The organism is Novosphingobium sp. HR1a (assembly GCF_015594425.1).
In the GTDB taxonomy this organism is placed as follows: Bacteria; Pseudomonadota; Alphaproteobacteria; order Sphingomonadales; family Sphingomonadaceae; genus Novosphingobium; species Novosphingobium resinovorum_A.
Genome location: NZ_JABXWS010000035.1, coordinates 119,970 through 135,416, shown reverse-complemented (window position 1 = coordinate 135,416; position 15,447 = coordinate 119,970). Strand labels below are relative to the sequence as shown.

Here is a 15,447-nt window from a genome sequence, read left to right as displayed (position 1 = left end):
CCGGTCCTATACGCGATGCCCTACGATGACTGACTCCAAGACCCAGACCGAGAATCGCGACGCCACCGTACTGGCCGCTCCCGACATCGAACTCGACGTGCGCGAGACCTTCGGGATCGACATCGACATGAAGGTTCCGGCCTTCTCCGTGGCCGACGAGCGCGTGCCCGACCTCGACGAGACTTACGTGTTCGACCCGGACACCACCCTCGCGATCCTGGCGGGCTTCGCCTACAACCGCCGCGTGATGGTGCAGGGCTACCACGGCACCGGCAAGTCGACGCACATCGAACAGGTCGCGGCGCGCCTCAAATGGCCGTGCATCCGCATCAACCTCGACGCGCACATCAGCCGCATCGACCTGATCGGCCGCGATGCCATCGTCCTGCGCGGCGGCATGCAGGTGACCGAATTCCGCGAGGGCCTGCTCCCCTGGGCGCTGCAACACCCGGTGGCGCTGGTGTTCGACGAATACGACGCGGGCCGCCCGGACGTGATGTTCGTGATCCAGCGCATTCTGGAAACCGAGGGCAAGCTCACCCTGCTCGACCAGAACCGCGTGATCCGTCCGGACAAGCACTTCCGCCTGTTCGCCACCGCCAACACGGTGGGCCTGGGCGACACTTCGGGTCTGTACCATGGCACGCAACAGATCAACCAGGGCCAGATGGACCGCTGGAACCTGGTGGTGGCGCTCAACTACCTGCCCCACGCCACCGAGACGGGCATCGTCGCCGCCAAGGTGCCGCAGATCGACAAGTCGGTGATCGCCAACATGGTCAAGGTCGCGGACTTCTCGCGCCAGGGCTTTATGAACGGCGATATCTCGACGGTGATGAGCCCGCGCACGGTCATCACCTGGGCACAGAACGCGGCGATCTTCAACGACGTCGGCTTCGCCTTCCGCCTCTCGTTCCTCAACAAGTGCGACGAGACCGAGCGCATGCTGGTGGCCGAATACTACCAGCGCGTATTCGGGCAGGATCTGCCGGAAAGCGTCGTCGCCAAGGCCTGATCGGCCCGGCCGACCAAGAAAAAGGGCGCTTCCGCAAGGAGGCGCCCTTTTCGTTATTCGCCGGGATAGACTGCGCGGACGAAGTAGAGCCCGTCCGGCGGTGCATTTAGGCCGAGCTTCCGGCGATTGCGCGCGGCAAGCGCCTCGCGCAGATCCTCTTCGCTCCACCGTCCCATGCCGACGAGTGCGAGGCAGCCGACCATCGAGCGCACCTGATGATGCAGGAAGCTGCGCGCTTCCGCCTCGATCAGCACCATCTCGCCCTCGCGCCGCACTTCCAGCCGGTCGAGCGTCTTGAGCGGCGAACTCGACTGGCAATGCGCCGAACGGAACGTGGTGAAATCGTGCAGTCCCACAAGTATCTGCGCGGCACGGTGCATCGCCTCGGCATCGAGCGGCTTGGGCACCATCCATGCCTTGCCCTTCTCCAGCGTCAGCGGGGCACGGCGATTGGCGATGCGGTAGATGTAGGCGCGGCCGACGCAGGAAAACCGCGCGTGCCAGTCGCCGGGCACGACCTCGCAGGACAGGACCGCGATCGGATGAGGCCGCAACCTGTCGTTGAGTGCCCCCAGCAGTTTATACGCCTCGAACGGCTTCGCGATGTCGATATGGGCGCGCATTCCGAGCGCGTGGACCCCGGCATCGGTACGCCCGGCCGCGTGCACGATGGCGCGCTCGCCGGTGACCATGAAAGCCGCATCCTCGACCGATTGCTGCACCGAGGGACCATGGGCTTGCCGCTGCAGCCCCATGAACGGGCTGCCGTCGAATTCGAGAGTGAGCGCAAAACGGGTCATTTCGCCCCGCCGATACAGGACTGGTGCCGCCGCGCAATGGGCTTGGCGTCCTGCGCATCCGGTGTCACCATCCGCTCACCGGGAAAGGAGCCTGCCATGGCCGAGAACAAAGAGCCCCGCTTCCAGATATTCCGCGGCGCTGACGCTCCCGCGCTGGAAGAGTGCGACTGCATGACTTACGAGGGCGACACACCCAACCTCGTCGCCGCCCAGCCATTGCTGATGGAGGCGATGCAGGTGAGGGGCGAATATGCCGACGTCCCCTACCGCCGCGAGGACATGAGCCTCGCGCGGCTATGGGTGAAGAGCGGTTTCCCGTTGCCGCTCCACAGCCACGACTGCGATTGCCTCTATTACATCGTCGCCGGCTCGATCCGCATGGGCACCGAGACGCTGGCTGCTGGCGACGGCTTCTTCGTCGGCGCCGAAGTGCCCTATGCATACACCGCAGGCCCGGAAGGCGCCGAAGTCCTCGAATTTCGGGGCACCGACCGCTTCAACATCCGCGTCCGGGACAAGCCCCTCAGCGCATGGGAAAAGACCGCCGCGACCTTGCGCGAAGGCCACGCCCGCTGGGCCGACGAAGCGCCGCCGCAGCGCCGGATGCCCGAGAAGGCCTAAACTCAACCCAGCTTCGTGCCTGCCGGAATGGGCCGCCCACGCAGCAGGTCAGCCACGTCCATGGCCGGCTTGCCGGCGCGCTGGATGCGCGTGACCTGCAGCGCCTGTTCCCCACACGCGACCGTCAGGGCATCGTCGAGCGTGCTGCCCGCCTCGCCGGAGCCCTCGACGATCCGCGCCGCCAGCACCTTGTAGCGCTCGCCGTCCAGTTCGAAGAACGCGCCCGGCACGGGCATGAACGCGCGCACCTGACGCTCCACGTCGGTCGCGCTTGCGGTGAAATCGAGTCGCGCTTCGGCCTTGTCGATCTTGCGGGCATAGGTAATCCCGTCCTCCGGCTGCTTCACCGCGCGGTGAACGGCGAGGTCGCGCAAGGTGCCGACCAGCAGCTGCGCGCCCCGGTCCGCAAGTTCGGAGGTCAGTTCCCCGGCCGTCTTCGCGTCGATCGTTGTGCGCAGCGTCGCCAGCATCGGTCCGGTATCGAGCCCGGCTTCCATCTGCATAATGGTGATCCCCGTGGTCGGATCGCCCGCTAGAATCGCCCGCTGGATCGGCGCCGCACCGCGCCAGCGCGGCAGGATCGAGGCATGGATGTTGAGGCACCCGAGGCGCGGCGCATCCAGCACCGCCTGCGGCAGTATCAGCCCATAAGCCGCGACGACGGCAATGTCTGCCTCCAGCGCGGCGAAGGCGGCTTGCTCTTCCGCCCCCTTCAGCGAAACCGGATGGCGCACTTCGATCCCGCGCGCTTCGGCTTCCCGTTGCACCGGCGAGGGCGTCAGTTCCTTGCCCCGCCGCCCGCCGGGACGCGGCGGCTGGGTGTAGGCAGCCACGACCTCGTGCCCCGCCTCGACAAGAGCAACCAGAGCGGGGACCGCAAAATCGGGCGTTCCCATGAAGATGATACGCATGATGTGGGGAACTCCTGAGCGGGCTTTCTAAGATCAGGCGCAGGCCCTATCTCCCGATCCATGGCATCGCAAGAGATCGAGACGCTGACCGCCGCCCTGTCGCGCCTGCCCGGCCTTGGCCCACGTTCGGCGCGCCGTGCCGTCCTGTGGCTGATCAAGCGGCGGGAAACCGCGCTGGTGCAGCTGCTGGAGGCGCTGGACGCCGTGCGCGAGGCGCTCGTCGAGTGCCGGACCTGCGGCAATGTCGATACCACCGACCCCTGCGGCATCTGCGCCGACCCCCGCCGCGACGCACGCTCGATCTGCGTGGTCGAGGAAGTCGCCGACCTCTGGGCGCTTGACCGCGCGCGCCTGTTCACGGGGCGTTACCATGTCCTTGGTGGACGCCTCTCGGCGCTGGACGGCGTCCGCCCCGAAGACCTGGCGATCGACAGCCTGCTGCGCCGGATCGGGGAGGGCGGCATCGATGAAGTCCTCCTCGCGATGAACGCCACGCTCGAAGGCCAGACCACTGCGCACTACATCGCCGAGCGGCTTGAAGGCTTCCCGGTGCGGGTAACGCAACTGGCGCACGGCCTGCCGGTCGGCGGCGAACTCGACTATCTCGACGAGGGCACACTGGCCCAGGCGATCCGCGCTCGTCGTCCTGTCGCCTGACGCGATTTCGGCCTGCGGTGCCTGATCTTGCGAAATCGGGCTTTCGCGATTATCTGGCGCAGATGGCTATCCGCGAAATCCTCGAAGTTCCCGACCAGCGCCTCAAGCAGGTCTCGGCCCCCGTCGAAAAGTTCGACGACGAGCTTAAAACGCTCGTCGATGACATGTTCGAAACGATGTACCACGCTCCCGGCATCGGTCTCGCCGCGATCCAAGTCGGCGTTCCGCTCCGTGTACTGGTGATCGACCTCCAGCCTGACGACGAGGACGCCGAGCCGGAAGTCTGCACGTCGCATGGCGATCACCACCACACGCATCAGCCGACCAAGAAGGAACCCCGGATCTTCATCAATCCGGAAATCCTCGATCCCTCGGACGAGCACATCGTCTATCAGGAAGGTTGCCTCTCGGTCCCCGAGATCTTCGCCGATGTGGAGCGCCCTTCGCGCATCCGCGCACGCTGGCAGGACCTCGACGGCAAGGTGCACGAGGAGGACATGGACGGTCTTCTCGCGATCTGTCTCCAGCACGAGATGGACCACCTCGAAGGTATCCTCTTCATCGACCACCTCTCGCGCCTGAAGCGCCAGATGGCGCTCAAGAAGCTCGAAAAGCTGCGCAAGGCCGCCTGATTTCTTCCGGGGCGTTTCGCGCCCCGGTGGAAAATCGCCGTCGAGGACTGGAGTTCCTGAAATGTTCCGGCTAGGCTGGAGCCATGGAACTTGTAGTCGCCACGATTCTCGCTCTCGTCATCGGCCTCGCTGCAGGCTGGTTTTTCGGTTCGCGCCCGACCGCGCAATGGCGGGCACAAGCCGAAGCGCGTGAGCGTGAGGCACGCGAAGGCGACGCCAAATATTTACGTACTTTCGCCGATCTTGAAGCCGCGCGCGAGCGGGCCGGGCGGGCCGATGCGCTCGAGCAGGCGCTCGACCGCGCACGCACCGACCATGAAGCCCTGACCGAACGCCTGCGCCATGACGGCGCCGCAGCGGTCGAACGTACCCGTGCAGAGCTGACGCAGGTTCTCGATAAGACCCGCACCGAACATGCCGCACGCGTGGACGGGTTGCTGCGTGAACAGCGCGGCTTGTCGGACGAACTTTCGACCCTGCGGGAAAAGTCGGCGAACTTCGATGAGCAGAAGCGCCTGCTGCTCGAAGCGCAGGAAGCCTTGCGCAAGGAGTTCGAGAACGCCGGCGCAAAAGTGCTGGCGGGCGCGCAGGAAGCATTCCTGCGCCGGGCGGGCGAGCGTTTCGAACAGAGCGAGAAAGCCAGCGCCGAACGCCTCAACTCGATCCTCACACCGGTAGGTCAGCGCCTCAAGAGCTACGAGGAACAGGTCGCGGCATTGGAGGCCAAGCGCGTCGATGCCTTCGGCCAGCTGACCGGCCAGATCGAGGCGCTGCGCGTCGGGCAGGAACTGGTGCGCGCGGAGGCCGTCCGGCTCGGCAACTCGCTGCGCAATGCGCCCAAGGCGCGCGGACGCTGGGGCGAACAGCAGCTCAAGAACGTGCTGGAACAGTGCGGGCTGACCGAGCACACCGACTTCGAGACCGAGCAGTCGATCAACACCGAGGAAGGCCGTCTGCGCCCCGATGCGATCGTCCGAATTCCCGGCAACAAGCAACTGGTGATCGACGCGAAGGTCTCGCTCAATGCCTATCAGGATGCCTTCGAGGCCGAGGACGAGGCTGGGCGCCTCGCCTTCATGGGCCAGCACGCGGCATCGATGCGCAACCACATCCAGACGCTCGGCGCCAAGAGCTACCAGAGCCAGTTCGAGAATGCGCCGGATTACGTGATCATGTTCGTGCCCGGCGAACACTTCATCGCAGCCGCCCTCGACCACGATTCGGGTCTTTGGGACTTCGCGTTCGATCGCAAGGTGTTGCTGGCGAGCCCCACGAACCTCGTCGCCATCGCGCGGACCATCGCACAAGTCTGGCAGCAGGAAGGGCTAGCGCGCGAAGCGCGCGAGATCGGCAAGCTCGGCGCCGACCTTTACGACAGCCTTGCGAAGACTCAGGACGACTTGTCCAAGGTCGGCGTGCACATGGGCCGCGCGGTCAACAGCTTCAACGACTTCGCCCGCACTTACGAGGGCAACGTGATGAGCCGCGCCCGCCGTCTCAGTGAAAAGCACATCAAGATCGGCAAGCGAGAAATCTCCGACGATGTCCCCTCGATCGAGGCTGCGCCGCGTTATGCCGATACCGGCGTTCAGATCGAGGATAATAGCGAGGAAGCCGTCGAGGCTGCGGAGGCTGCGGAGTAAGTCACCAGATCAAGCGTATATCGTCGTCGTCATTCCCGCGAAGGCGGGAACCCATCTTCTGACGGCGCCGATCGAACCTGCGTCAGATGGTTTCACGATGAGGGCGGGTGCCTCGATTTGATGGTCTGACGTGATCTACCCTTCGTCATTGCGAGCGCAGCGAAGCAATCCAAGGCGGCTCAAGACTACTTTGGATTGCTTCGCTGCGCTCGCAATGACTATTCTACGTAAAGTGTAATGCTCTTGAGACACTCGGCTCAGTCTACCGCGCGTGTAAGTTCGGCGGTGTGGCCGCTTGACTGCAGGATCATGCGCTTGCCCTCTACGGTTACCCGCGGCGTCGCGGCGAGCAGGGCGCTGACGGCATTGCCCTGTTCCCATGAGGAACTAGGACAGACGGCTTCGGTCTGGTCGAAAGGCCCGGCGATCAGGCGTTCCGCCTCCATCCGCCAGGGTCCCTTGAGCCGGTTGCAGCCGACCTGCACCAGAAGGTGCTCGCCTTCGAACGCGACTTGAGCGCTAGCGTCCTCAGGGGCGCGACCGTCGATCGCGGCGAAGTGCCATTGGCTGCCCACCCAGTTTTCTCCCGCAGGACCGCGCTGGGTGAGGTGCCCCGCGTCGGAGCATCCAGCCAGCAGGAGCGGACAGAGAAGGAGGGCGAGTCGTCGCATCACCCATCGAGTCTTACGCCCGAGAGGTGAGGATGGGATGAACGCGGAGTTTCAGGAACTCCGCAGATGCGCGAGTGCCTCGTAGGCAAGAACCGCGCCCGCGACGGCGGCGTTTAGGCTGTCGGCGCGGCCCAGCATCGGCATGGTAACGCGCAGGTCGCAGGCTTGCTCGTAATCGGCCGGAAGCCCCTGCGATTCGTTGCCGACCATGAGGAAGCACGGCGCAGCATAAGGCGCCTGCCGATAGTCGGTCGGGTCGCGCAGCGAGGCCGCAACCAGTTGGCCGTCACCGCCGCGCAGCCAGTCCTGGAATTCCTCCCAGCGCGCGATGGCGATCTTCTGGGTAAAGATCGCGCCCATGCTGGCGCGTACCGCCTCGACCGAGAACGGATCGGCGCAATCGTCGATGAGGATGAGGCCGCCCGCACCCACGGCGTCGCCGGTGCGCAGCATGGTGCCGAGATTGCCCGGATCGCGCAGCGCCTGCGCCACCAGCCAGATCGGCGAACTGGCTCGGTCGAGGTTCGCGAGGCGCGTGTCGAATTCGGCGAAGACGCCCGCGACGGCCTGCGGATTATCCTTGCCGGTGACTTTGGCGAGGATTTCCACGTCCATCTCGACGATCTCTCCGCCCGCCGCCGCGACGGCGGTTTCGAGCGCATCGAGCAGCGGATGCGGATCGCGGCCGATGGCCATGACCAGCATCTCCGGCAGCACGCCGCATTCGCGCGCGTCGGTGAGCAGGCGCAGGCCTTCCGCCAGAAAGCGCTTCTCGCGCTTGCGGTGCTTCTTGTCGCGAAGCGAGCGCAGGAACTTGACGAGGGGATTGGAAAAGCCGGTGATCGTGCGGCGTTCGATGCCGCCCGGCGAATAGGGGGTGCTCACTCTTCGCCGAAGCCGTCGCGTACCAGACCCGCCAGAACCGCCAGCGCGGCGTCGGCGCCGTTGCCTGAACAGGCGATTTCGATGGTGTCGCCCTTGGCCGCACCGAGCATCATCAGGCCGAGGATCGAGCCGCCTTCAGCGGACATTCCGTCCTTGCTGACCGTCACCGAAACCCCGCCCGGCAGATCGGCGACGTGGCCGACGAACTTGGCGCTGGCGCGGGCATGGAGGCCGCGCTTGTTGACGATCAGCACCGAATCGCGACAGTCGATCATGCGTCCTGACCCAGATATTCGCTGGCGATCGTGATGTAGTTGCGGCCCGCATCCCGCGCGGCGGCGACCGCTTCGCGCACCGGCATGCAGCCGCGCGCCTTGGCGAGGCGGATCAGCATCGGCAGGTTGATCCCGGCGATCACTTCGACCTTGCCAGCCTGCATCAGCGAGATCGCGAGGTTGGAGGGCGTGCCGCCGAACAGGTCGGTGAGGACGATCACGCCTTCGCCGCTGTCCACCTTTTCAATGGCGTCGGCGATTTCGGAGCGGCGGCGTTCCATGTCGTCGTTCGGGCCGATACAGACGGTCTCGACATCGGCCTGATCGCCGACGACGTGTTCCATCGCGTGTACGAACTCCTCGGCGAGATTGCCGTGAGTAACCAGAATCATGCCGATCATGCCGGGAGTGCGCTCCGAAATTCCTGCAATCGCACCCGGTTCATGTCTCTATTTTCCACGCCGCAGACCCCCTTCGAGAAGATCCGCCGCCCGTGAGCCCAGGTTGCGGTGCAGCAATGTGGGCGAAAATCCCGATTGACGCAAGACCGCTGCGATCTGTTCTGCGGTGAATACCGAACGATGTTTCCCTCCGGTACAGCCGAAGGCGATGTGGACATAGGCTTTGCCCTGTGCCCGGTAGCGGGGAAGCAGCAGGAGGATGAGATCGCGGATGCGGGCGAAGGCCTCGTCCCAGGCCGGGTCCTTGCGGATATAGTCGCCTACAGGCGCGTCCTGCCCCGTCTGAGGGCGCAGTTCGGTGTCCCAGTGCGGGTTGTCGAGAAAGCGCATGTCGAAGACGAGGTCGGCGACTGGCGGCATCCCGCGAGAGAAACCGAAGCTGGAGACGGTGACGGTGAGTTCGTCGGCGGTGCTCTCGGCGAAACGCTCGCGAATCGACCGCTGCAGGTCGTTGGAGGTGAATTCGGTGGTCTCGATCAGCAGGTCCGCCCAGCGGCGCAGCGGCGCCAGCAGTTCGCGTTCCGCCCGGATGCCGGTGGAGACCGGCGCATCGGCGGCGAGGGCATGGCGGCGGCGCGTTTCGTTGTAGCGGCGTTCGAGTTCCTTGCTGGAGCAGTCGAGGAACATCGTGGTGATTTCGAGGTCGCGGCGTTCGCTGAGGCTTTTGACCTGCGCGATCACGCGCTCGGGATCGAAGCCCCGGGTACGCGAATCGAAACCGATGGCGAGCGGCGTGGGATCGCCTTCGGGGGCGCCGTCGATGAGCGCTTCGAGCATGCGGACCGGGAAATTGTCGACGATTTCCCAGCCAAGGTCTTCCAGCACGCGCAAGGCCGTCGTCTTGCCCGCACCCAGCATGCCCGTAACCAGCAGCAAGCGCTGCGGATTTCCCACTTTAGTCCCCATCGTCGCTATCTGCGCCTTGCCGCCGGGAAAGGGAAGGGGCCAAAAGGCCGTCCCCGCCGTGCGAGGGGCTTTATACAGGCAGCCCGTAGCGTTGCAGGGCAAGTTCCGCCTTGATCGCGAGCACCGCGTCGTGCGGTGCAAGGCGGATGAGGGGCGCCTCGACGCCGCTGATTGCGATGCTCTCAGCCTTTTCGATGTAGCGCGGTGCGGAGCCGTCGAGATGCAGGACGAGCGCGACCGCGACTTTCTCGGTGCAGTCGTGCGGGACCAGCCCGAGGTTGCGGACTTCCAGCAGGCCGCGTGTGTGGGGGTGGGGGCTGGCGAAGAGCCATCCGTCGCAAGCTTCGAGCATCACGGAGTCGTCACCGACCAGCATTGCGCCCCGGTCGATCAGGGCCAGCGCAAGGCTGGATTTTCCCGAGCCCGGAGCGCCTTCGATCAGGATGGCGCGGTTGCCGATGGCAACGCAGGTCGATTGGCGGGCTTCGGCGCTCATGCCTCGTTCTCCCAGCGCGGCAGGGAGATGACCAGCCGTGCGCCGGGCTGGCCGTCGGTGCGGTCGGTGGCGATCAGGCGGCCGAAGTGCGCTTCCACGATGGTGCGCGCGATGGCGAGGCCGAGGCCGCTGTGCGTGCCGAATTCCTCGCGGGAGGGGCGCAGCGAGTGGAAGCGTTCGAACACGCGCTCGCGCGATGCCTCGGGGATGCCGGGGCCGTGGTCGGCGACGGCGATCTTCACGCGGTTGTCGATGTGCGACACGGTGATCTCGATCGGGCCGTCCGGGGGTGAGAACGACACGGCATTGTCGATGAGGTTCTGCAGGACGCGTTCGAGGCGCGGCGGGTCGCCGGGGACGGTCAGTTCGGCATCCTCGATCGTCACGGTGACCGGGCTGGAGCCGTTGACGCCGCGCTGGTCGCGCTCGGCGACGAGGTTCTGGACGAGGCGGCCCATGTCCAGCGGCTCGAACGTGGTGCGGCTGAGCTGGGCGTCGATGCGGCTTGCGTCTGCGATCTCGGTGACGAGAAAGTCGATCCGGCGCACGTCGTCCTCCGCGATGCCGAGGAGCTGGCGGCGCAAGTCGGGCTGGTCGACCCGGTCGAGCGTTTCCAGCGCGCTGCGCAGGGAGGTCAGGGGGTTCTTGAGCTCGTGGGCGACATCGGCGGCGAAGCTCTCGACCGCGTCGATTCGCTGGCGCAGGGCGCCGCTCATGTCGGAGATGGCGCGGGCGAGGAGGCCGATTTCGTCGCGACGGTCGGGGAGGCGCGGGACGATGACGCTGCGGTCGCGGCCGAGGCGCACGCGCACGGCGGCCCGCACCAGCTTGCGCAGCGGCTCGACGATGGTGCGGGCGAGGAACAGCGAGAGCAGGATCGAGACGCCCAGCGCGCCGCCGACGATGATGGCGAGGGTCTGGCGCGCCATGCGCACGTTCTCGGTGATGTCGCGGGCGTTGCGGGTCACCAGCAGCGCGGAACCGTCGGTGCCGACGGGGGTGGCGGCGATGATGACGGGGGTGCGGTCGGGCGCGGCCTTGTGGTTGATCCAGGTTTCCCGGCCGACCAAAGCTGCGCGGACTTCGGGCCAGCCGCGCGCGCTGGTGTCGCTCGGGTCGCGGTAATCGGCGATTTCCGGGGCGCCGAGGATGAAGTCCATCCCCCGGTCGAGCATCCGCGCGGCGTCCTGCAGCCAGGGTTCGGAGGCCGGATCGATCAGGCGATAGGAGGGCGGGGCCAGCGTGAAGCTGTCGCCTACGAGTTCGCCACGGCTGTCGAACAGGCGCAGGCGCAGATCCTGCTCCGTGCCGATGCGGGTGATCAGCGCGAGCCGACCGGCGGAACTTTCGTCGGCAAGCGCGTCGGCGGTGATCTCCGCCTCGGACTTGGCGAGCCGGTAGCGCTCGGCGAGCAGTTCGTTGCGATAGCTGTCGATATAGAACAGGCTGCCGGCCATCAGGGCCAGGGCGATGAAGTTGACCGCGAGGATGCGCGCGGTCAGCGATACGCGCCAAGACAGGAGCAATCGCACCGGACGTCGCCGGCGGGAGCGGGATCGCTCAGCCATCGGCGAAGGAGTAGCCGGCGCCGTAGAGCGTGTCGATCGCGCCGAATTCGGGATCCACGGCGCGGAACTTGCGGCGCAGGCGCTTGATGTGGCTGTCGATGGTCCGGTCGTCCACGTAGACGTCGTCGCTGTAGGCGGCGTCCATCAGCTGGTTGCGGCTTTTCACGACGCCCGGGCGCAGCGCCAGGGCTTCGAGGATCAGGAATTCGGTGACGGTGAGCGAGACGGGCTTGCCGTCCCAGGTGACCTGATGCCGCGCCGGATCGAGCGCAAGCCTGCCGCGCAAGACGGGGTCGGGCATGTCTGCCCCGGAGGCTTCCTCGGGCGGCGCCTTGGCCAGTTCGCTGCGGCGCAGGATGGCCCGGATGCGCGCGACGAGCAGGCGCTGGCTGAAGGGCTTGGCGATGTAGTCGTCGGCGCCCATCGCAAGGCCCAGCGCCTCGTCCGGCTCTTCGTCCTTGGACGTCAGGAAGATCACCGGAAGCGACGACTGCGCGCGTAGCACCTTGAGCAATTCGAGGCCGTCCATGCGCGGCATCTTCACGTCGAAGATCGCCAGGTCGGGCGGGTTCTCGAGGAGAGCCTTCAGCGCCGTTTCGCCGTCCGCGTAGACGCGCGTGGCGAAACCTTCGGCATGAAGGCTGATCGACAAGGTGGTGAGGATGTTGCGGTCGTCATCGACGAGCGCGATCGTCTGCTGGCGCGGCGTGACGGCAGGAGCCACGGGCGGCAGGAGCGGCGTATCGTCGGCAGGAGCATTCAAAGGATCTGCCATGGGCGCGGCGACGGTGCTTTCTGCTGCATGGGCGAGCCTGACTAGCGGCTCTGTCTGCGCATGGCAAATTCTCGCGGTGCGGGGACTAAATGTCAGGTCCAACAACCCTTGATGGTTTCAATTGAAGTCAATTTGACGGAAAAGAGACTGCCGCTTAGTCGGCGGCACGATTCTTGCGCAGGAATCGACTTAGCGTCAGCGGGAATACCCGTAGCGACGCCATCTTTTGGAGGAGATGACATTGACCACCCTTAACCATCCGCTCTCGAAACAGGGCATAGAGACGAAGGCCCAGATCTTCGCGAACCTCGGTACGGCCCCTCTGGTCGAGCATGCGGTGAAGAACGGGGAGGGCGTGCTTTCGGCCGATGGTCCCTTCGTCGTCGCCACGGGCAAGCACACCGGCCGCTCGGCGAAGGACAAGTTCATCGTCAAGGACGCCGAGACGGAAGGCACCGTATGGTGGGGCAAGACCAACGTGCCGATGACGCCGGAGCACTTCGCGGCGCTCAAGGAGGATTTCCTCGCGGCGCTGGGTGAGAAGGACACGCTCTACGTCGCCGACCTGTTCGGCGGTTCGCAGCCGGAACACCGCGTCAACGTGCGCGTGATCAACGAGTTCGCGTGGCACAACCTGTTCATCCGCACCCTGCTGGTGCGTCCGACCGCGACCGAGCTGGAGGGCTTCGCGCCGGAATACACCATCATCGACCTGCCGAGCTTCCGCGCCGATCCCGCGCGCCACGGCTCGCGTTCGGAAACGGTGATCGCGGTGAACTTCACCGAGAAGCTGATCCTGATCGGCGGCACCGCCTATGCGGGCGAGATGAAGAAGTCGGTCTTCGGCATCCTCAACTACCTGCTGCCGGTGAAGGGCGTGATGCCGATGCACTGCTCGGCCAACATCGGCCCGGACGGCGATACGGCGGTGTTCTTCGGGCTTTCGGGCACCGGCAAGACCACGCTTTCGGCCGACGCCTCGCGCACGCTGATCGGCGATGACGAGCATGGCTGGTCGGACACCGCCGTGTTCAACTTCGAGGGTGGCTGCTACGCCAAGATGATCCGCCTGTCCGAAGAGGCCGAGCCGGAAATCTACGCCACCACCCGCCGCTTCGGCACGGTGCTGGAGAACGTCGTGATCGACCCGGTGACCCGCAAGATCGACCTCGACGACAACTCGTTGGCGGAGAACAGCCGCGGTTCCTATCCGATCGACTTCATTCCGAACTGCTCGGAGAAGAACCTCGGGCCGGTGCCGCAGAACCTGATCTTCCTCACGGCCGACGCTTACGGCGTGCTGCCTCCGATCGCGCGGCTGACGCCCGATCAGGCGATGTATCACTTCCTCTCGGGCTACACCGCGCGCGTCGCGGGCACCGAAATCGGCGTGACCGAGCCGGAAGCGACGTTCTCGACGTGCTTCGGCGCGCCGTTCATGCCGCGTCATCCCTCGGTCTACGGCAATCTCCTCAAGGAGCGCATCGCCAAGGGCGGCGTGAAGTGCTGGCTGGTGAATACCGGCTGGTCGGGCGGCAAGGCGACCATGGAAGGCATCAAGCGCATGCCGATCAAGGCGACCCGCGCGCTGCTCAATGCCGCGCTCGACGGCAGCCTGAACGATGCCGAGTTCCGGGAAGATCCGAACTTCGGCTTCGAGGTTCCGGTGGCGGTGCCGGGCGTCGATACCAAGCTGCTCGACCCGCGCGGTGCGTGGGCTGACGGCGCGGAGTACGACAAGACCGCGCAGACGCTGGTGAAGCAGTTCATCGACAACTTCGAGCAGTTCGAAGAGCACGTCGACGAGGGCGTGCGCAAGGCGGCTCCCGTCGCAGCCTGAGGCTGGCTCGACAGTATGAAGAAAACCCCCGGGATTGCGATCCCGGGGGTTTTGAAAATAACGATGACGAGTGCAGGCTTTGGGGTTAGGGCCCCTAGGGCTGCACGGTTTCCGGGACGATGAGCGGCGCTGCAGTTTCCGGCGTGCTCGTCTTCGGGGCGACGGCTTCCGGCGTCGTTGCCTCCGGAACGGTGCTCTCGGCCGCCGGCGCTTGCGGGGCCACTGCCTTCGAAGGCTTCGCCTTGCCCCCTGCCGTCTTCATGCCCGGGCCGTAGACCGGCACGACGTCCGGCGTGACCCGCCCGTGCAGCGCGTCGATCTCGGCCTTGCGTTGGCGCAGGTAAAGTTCACGGTATGTCGTGTAAGGGTCGTCTTCCTTACGGATGCTGTTGATTTCCTCATCGAAGGCAGCGCGTTCGCCTAGTTGGTCGAGGATGACCGAAGGGGTCGCCACCACCGCCTTGTTGAAAGGACTACCCACCACCACGGGCAGGAATGCCTTGTCCACGGTATCGCCTATCACGTCGCGCAGCGTGGTCGGGCCGATGATCGGCAGATAGAAGAACGGCCCCGGGCCGATCCCGTAATACCCGAGGAGATCGGCGAATCCGTTGGGGCGGTAAGGCAGATTGAACGGCTTGCGCTTGGCCATGTCGACGAGGCCTGCCACGCCGATCGTGCTGTTGATCGCGAAGCGGCCCGCCGTTTCCGCGGCTTTCCCGGGTTTGAGCTCCAGCAGATACGCGATGAACACCACCGGTTCGCCGAGATTCGAGAAGAAATTGCGCAGGCCCTGCCGCACGGGCTTGGGGAGCCCCTTGTTGTAGGCCTTGGCGACGGGTTCGATCACGGCCGCATCGACGGCCTGAGTCACCGCGAACGACTGGATGTTGATCTTTTCCAGGGGATCGCCGGGAGGCGCCCGTCTGCGGCGGGTGACGACGATGTCCGGTCCGGTATCGGTGCCAACGGCGTCCGGGACGGTCGGTGCCACGGCGGGAGGCACGATGATCGGCGCATCGCCGGGTATCGCGATGGTGCCGCTAGTCGCAGGCGGCGATATCGGCACATCGGTCGGGACACCTTGTACCGGCACAACCGTTGGCGGGACGGTGTCGGCGGCCGGCATAGCGCTGTCGGACGTTGTGGCGGGCTGCGATACGGGAACCGGCCCCCCGCCCGTCGGAACACCGGCTTCGGGGGCGACGGCACTTATCATCACCGCGACAGCGGCGGCAGTGAGGCTCATGAACTAGTCCTTGCCAGCAGACACTACGAGGGTGCCTGCGTC

General features: G+C 65.7%; 17 protein-coding genes. 6 read left to right on the top strand and 11 right to left on the bottom strand.

Annotation, left to right across the window (positions count from 1 at the left end; genetic code table 11):
• Positions 1-25 precede the first annotated feature (25 nt).
• Complete coding sequence (cobS, locus tag HWN72_RS08175; protein WP_211150019.1) at positions 26-1,015, top strand: cobaltochelatase subunit CobS; 990 nt, start codon at positions 26-28, stop codon at positions 1,013-1,015.
• A 53-nt stretch (positions 1,016-1,068) separates the two neighbouring features.
• Here the strand turns inward: cobS and truA are convergent, their stop codons facing one another.
• Positions 1,069-1,815, bottom strand: coding sequence for a tRNA pseudouridine(38-40) synthase TruA (gene truA, locus HWN72_RS08170; protein WP_211150018.1), 747 nt, complete (start codon positions 1,813-1,815; stop codon positions 1,069-1,071).
• A gap of 96 nt (positions 1,816-1,911) precedes the next feature.
• Between truA and HWN72_RS08165 the strand changes: the two genes are divergently transcribed.
• On the top strand, positions 1,912-2,436 hold the full coding sequence (locus HWN72_RS08165; RefSeq protein ID WP_211150017.1) for a cupin domain-containing protein: 525 nt from the start codon (positions 1,912-1,914) through the stop codon (positions 2,434-2,436).
• A gap of 2 nt (positions 2,437-2,438) precedes the next feature.
• Here HWN72_RS08165 and fmt read toward each other — a convergent pair whose 3' ends face one another.
• Entirely contained in the window at positions 2,439-3,347 is a 909-nt protein-coding gene (gene fmt / locus HWN72_RS08160) for a methionyl-tRNA formyltransferase (RefSeq protein ID WP_211150016.1), read from the bottom strand.
• Positions 3,348-3,407: 60 nt separating this feature from the next.
• Between fmt and recR the strand changes: the two genes are divergently transcribed.
• The 3 genes from recR to rmuC all read left to right on the top strand — a co-directional run bounded on the left by recR (position 3,408) and on the right by rmuC (position 6,279).
• Positions 3,408-4,004 (top strand): recombination mediator RecR, encoded by a 597-nt coding sequence (gene recR, locus HWN72_RS08155; RefSeq protein WP_008829476.1) that lies wholly within the window; start codon positions 3,408-3,410, stop codon positions 4,002-4,004.
• Positions 4,005-4,066: 62 nt separating this feature from the next.
• Entirely contained in the window at positions 4,067-4,636 is a 570-nt protein-coding gene (def, locus tag HWN72_RS08150) for a peptide deformylase (protein ID WP_008829475.1), read from the top strand.
• Between the two features lie 83 nt (positions 4,637-4,719).
• A complete protein-coding gene (rmuC, locus tag HWN72_RS08145; RefSeq protein WP_008829474.1) occupies positions 4,720-6,279 on the top strand; it encodes a DNA recombination protein RmuC in 1,560 nt (519 codons plus the stop codon).
• Between the two features lie 257 nt (positions 6,280-6,536).
• Here rmuC and HWN72_RS08140 read toward each other — a convergent pair whose 3' ends face one another.
• The 8 genes from HWN72_RS08140 to HWN72_RS08105 all read right to left on the bottom strand — a co-directional run bounded on the left by HWN72_RS08140 (position 6,537) and on the right by HWN72_RS08105 (position 12,316).
• Positions 6,537-6,854, bottom strand: coding sequence for an META domain-containing protein (locus HWN72_RS08140; protein WP_008829473.1), 318 nt, complete (start codon positions 6,852-6,854; stop codon positions 6,537-6,539).
• A gap of 147 nt (positions 6,855-7,001) precedes the next feature.
• Positions 7,002-7,835: an RNA methyltransferase gene (locus HWN72_RS08135; protein WP_231958169.1), complete on the bottom strand. Its 834-nt coding sequence runs from the start codon at positions 7,833-7,835 to the stop codon at positions 7,002-7,004.
• On the bottom strand, positions 7,832-8,110 hold the full coding sequence (locus tag HWN72_RS08130) for an HPr family phosphocarrier protein (protein ID WP_008829471.1): 279 nt from the start codon (positions 8,108-8,110) through the stop codon (positions 7,832-7,834). The genes HWN72_RS08135 and HWN72_RS08130 overlap by 4 nt, the downstream gene beginning before the upstream one ends.
• The gene (locus HWN72_RS08125) at positions 8,107-8,511 is read right to left on the bottom strand and encodes a PTS sugar transporter subunit IIA (protein ID WP_008829470.1); all 405 of its coding nucleotides are present in this window, start codon (positions 8,509-8,511) and stop codon (positions 8,107-8,109) included. The genes HWN72_RS08130 and HWN72_RS08125 overlap by 4 nt, the downstream gene beginning before the upstream one ends.
• Before the next feature lie 48 nt (positions 8,512-8,559).
• Positions 8,560-9,477: an RNase adapter RapZ gene (rapZ, locus tag HWN72_RS08120; RefSeq protein ID WP_036524610.1), complete on the bottom strand. Its 918-nt coding sequence runs from the start codon at positions 9,475-9,477 to the stop codon at positions 8,560-8,562.
• A 70-nt stretch (positions 9,478-9,547) separates the two neighbouring features.
• Entirely contained in the window at positions 9,548-9,973 is a 426-nt protein-coding gene (locus tag HWN72_RS08115; RefSeq protein ID WP_008829468.1) for an HPr kinase/phosphorylase, read from the bottom strand.
• Complete coding sequence (locus tag HWN72_RS08110; protein ID WP_211150015.1) at positions 9,970-11,541, bottom strand: ATP-binding protein; 1,572 nt, start codon at positions 11,539-11,541, stop codon at positions 9,970-9,972. Before HWN72_RS08110 ends, HWN72_RS08115 begins: the two co-directional genes overlap by 4 nt.
• A complete protein-coding gene (locus tag HWN72_RS08105; protein WP_008829466.1) occupies positions 11,534-12,316 on the bottom strand; it encodes a response regulator transcription factor in 783 nt (260 codons plus the stop codon). Before HWN72_RS08105 ends, HWN72_RS08110 begins: the two co-directional genes overlap by 8 nt.
• A 235-nt stretch (positions 12,317-12,551) precedes the next feature.
• Between HWN72_RS08105 and HWN72_RS08100 the strand changes: the two genes are divergently transcribed.
• Positions 12,552-14,156, top strand: coding sequence for a phosphoenolpyruvate carboxykinase (locus HWN72_RS08100; RefSeq protein ID WP_036524618.1), 1,605 nt, complete (start codon positions 12,552-12,554; stop codon positions 14,154-14,156).
• Positions 14,157-14,250: 94 nt separating this feature from the next.
• Here HWN72_RS08100 and HWN72_RS08095 read toward each other — a convergent pair whose 3' ends face one another.
• Entirely contained in the window at positions 14,251-15,405 is a 1,155-nt protein-coding gene (locus HWN72_RS08095) for a VacJ family lipoprotein (protein ID WP_008829464.1), read from the bottom strand.
• Positions 15,406-15,447: the final 42 nt, after the last annotated feature.

Coding starts and splice junctions, on each gene's coding strand:
- cobS (WP_211150019.1), top strand. CDS start 26: ATGACTGACTCCAAGACCCAGACCGAGAATCGCGACGCCACCGTACTG.
- truA (WP_211150018.1), bottom strand. CDS start 1,815: ATGACCCGTTTTGCGCTCACTCTCGAATTCGACGGCAGCCCGTTCATG.
- HWN72_RS08165 (WP_211150017.1), top strand. CDS start 1,912: ATGGCCGAGAACAAAGAGCCCCGCTTCCAGATATTCCGCGGCGCTGAC.
- fmt (WP_211150016.1), bottom strand. CDS start 3,347: ATGCGTATCATCTTCATGGGAACGCCCGATTTTGCGGTCCCCGCTCTG.
- recR (WP_008829476.1), top strand. CDS start 3,408: ATGGCATCGCAAGAGATCGAGACGCTGACCGCCGCCCTGTCGCGCCTG.
- def (WP_008829475.1), top strand. CDS start 4,067: ATGGCTATCCGCGAAATCCTCGAAGTTCCCGACCAGCGCCTCAAGCAG.
- rmuC (WP_008829474.1), top strand. CDS start 4,720: ATGGAACTTGTAGTCGCCACGATTCTCGCTCTCGTCATCGGCCTCGCT.
- HWN72_RS08130 (WP_008829471.1), bottom strand. CDS start 8,110: ATGATCGACTGTCGCGATTCGGTGCTGATCGTCAACAAGCGCGGCCTC.
- HWN72_RS08125 (WP_008829470.1), bottom strand. CDS start 8,511: ATGATCGGCATGATTCTGGTTACTCACGGCAATCTCGCCGAGGAGTTC.
- rapZ (WP_036524610.1), bottom strand. CDS start 9,477: ATGGGGACTAAAGTGGGAAATCCGCAGCGCTTGCTGCTGGTTACGGGC.
- HWN72_RS08115 (WP_008829468.1), bottom strand. CDS start 9,973: ATGAGCGCCGAAGCCCGCCAATCGACCTGCGTTGCCATCGGCAACCGC.
- HWN72_RS08110 (WP_211150015.1), bottom strand. CDS start 11,541: ATGGCTGAGCGATCCCGCTCCCGCCGGCGACGTCCGGTGCGATTGCTC.
- HWN72_RS08105 (WP_008829466.1), bottom strand. CDS start 12,316: ATGGCAGATCCTTTGAATGCTCCTGCCGACGATACGCCGCTCCTGCCG.
- HWN72_RS08100 (WP_036524618.1), top strand. CDS start 12,552: ATGACATTGACCACCCTTAACCATCCGCTCTCGAAACAGGGCATAGAG.
- HWN72_RS08095 (WP_008829464.1), bottom strand. CDS start 15,405: ATGAGCCTCACTGCCGCCGCTGTCGCGGTGATGATAAGTGCCGTCGCC.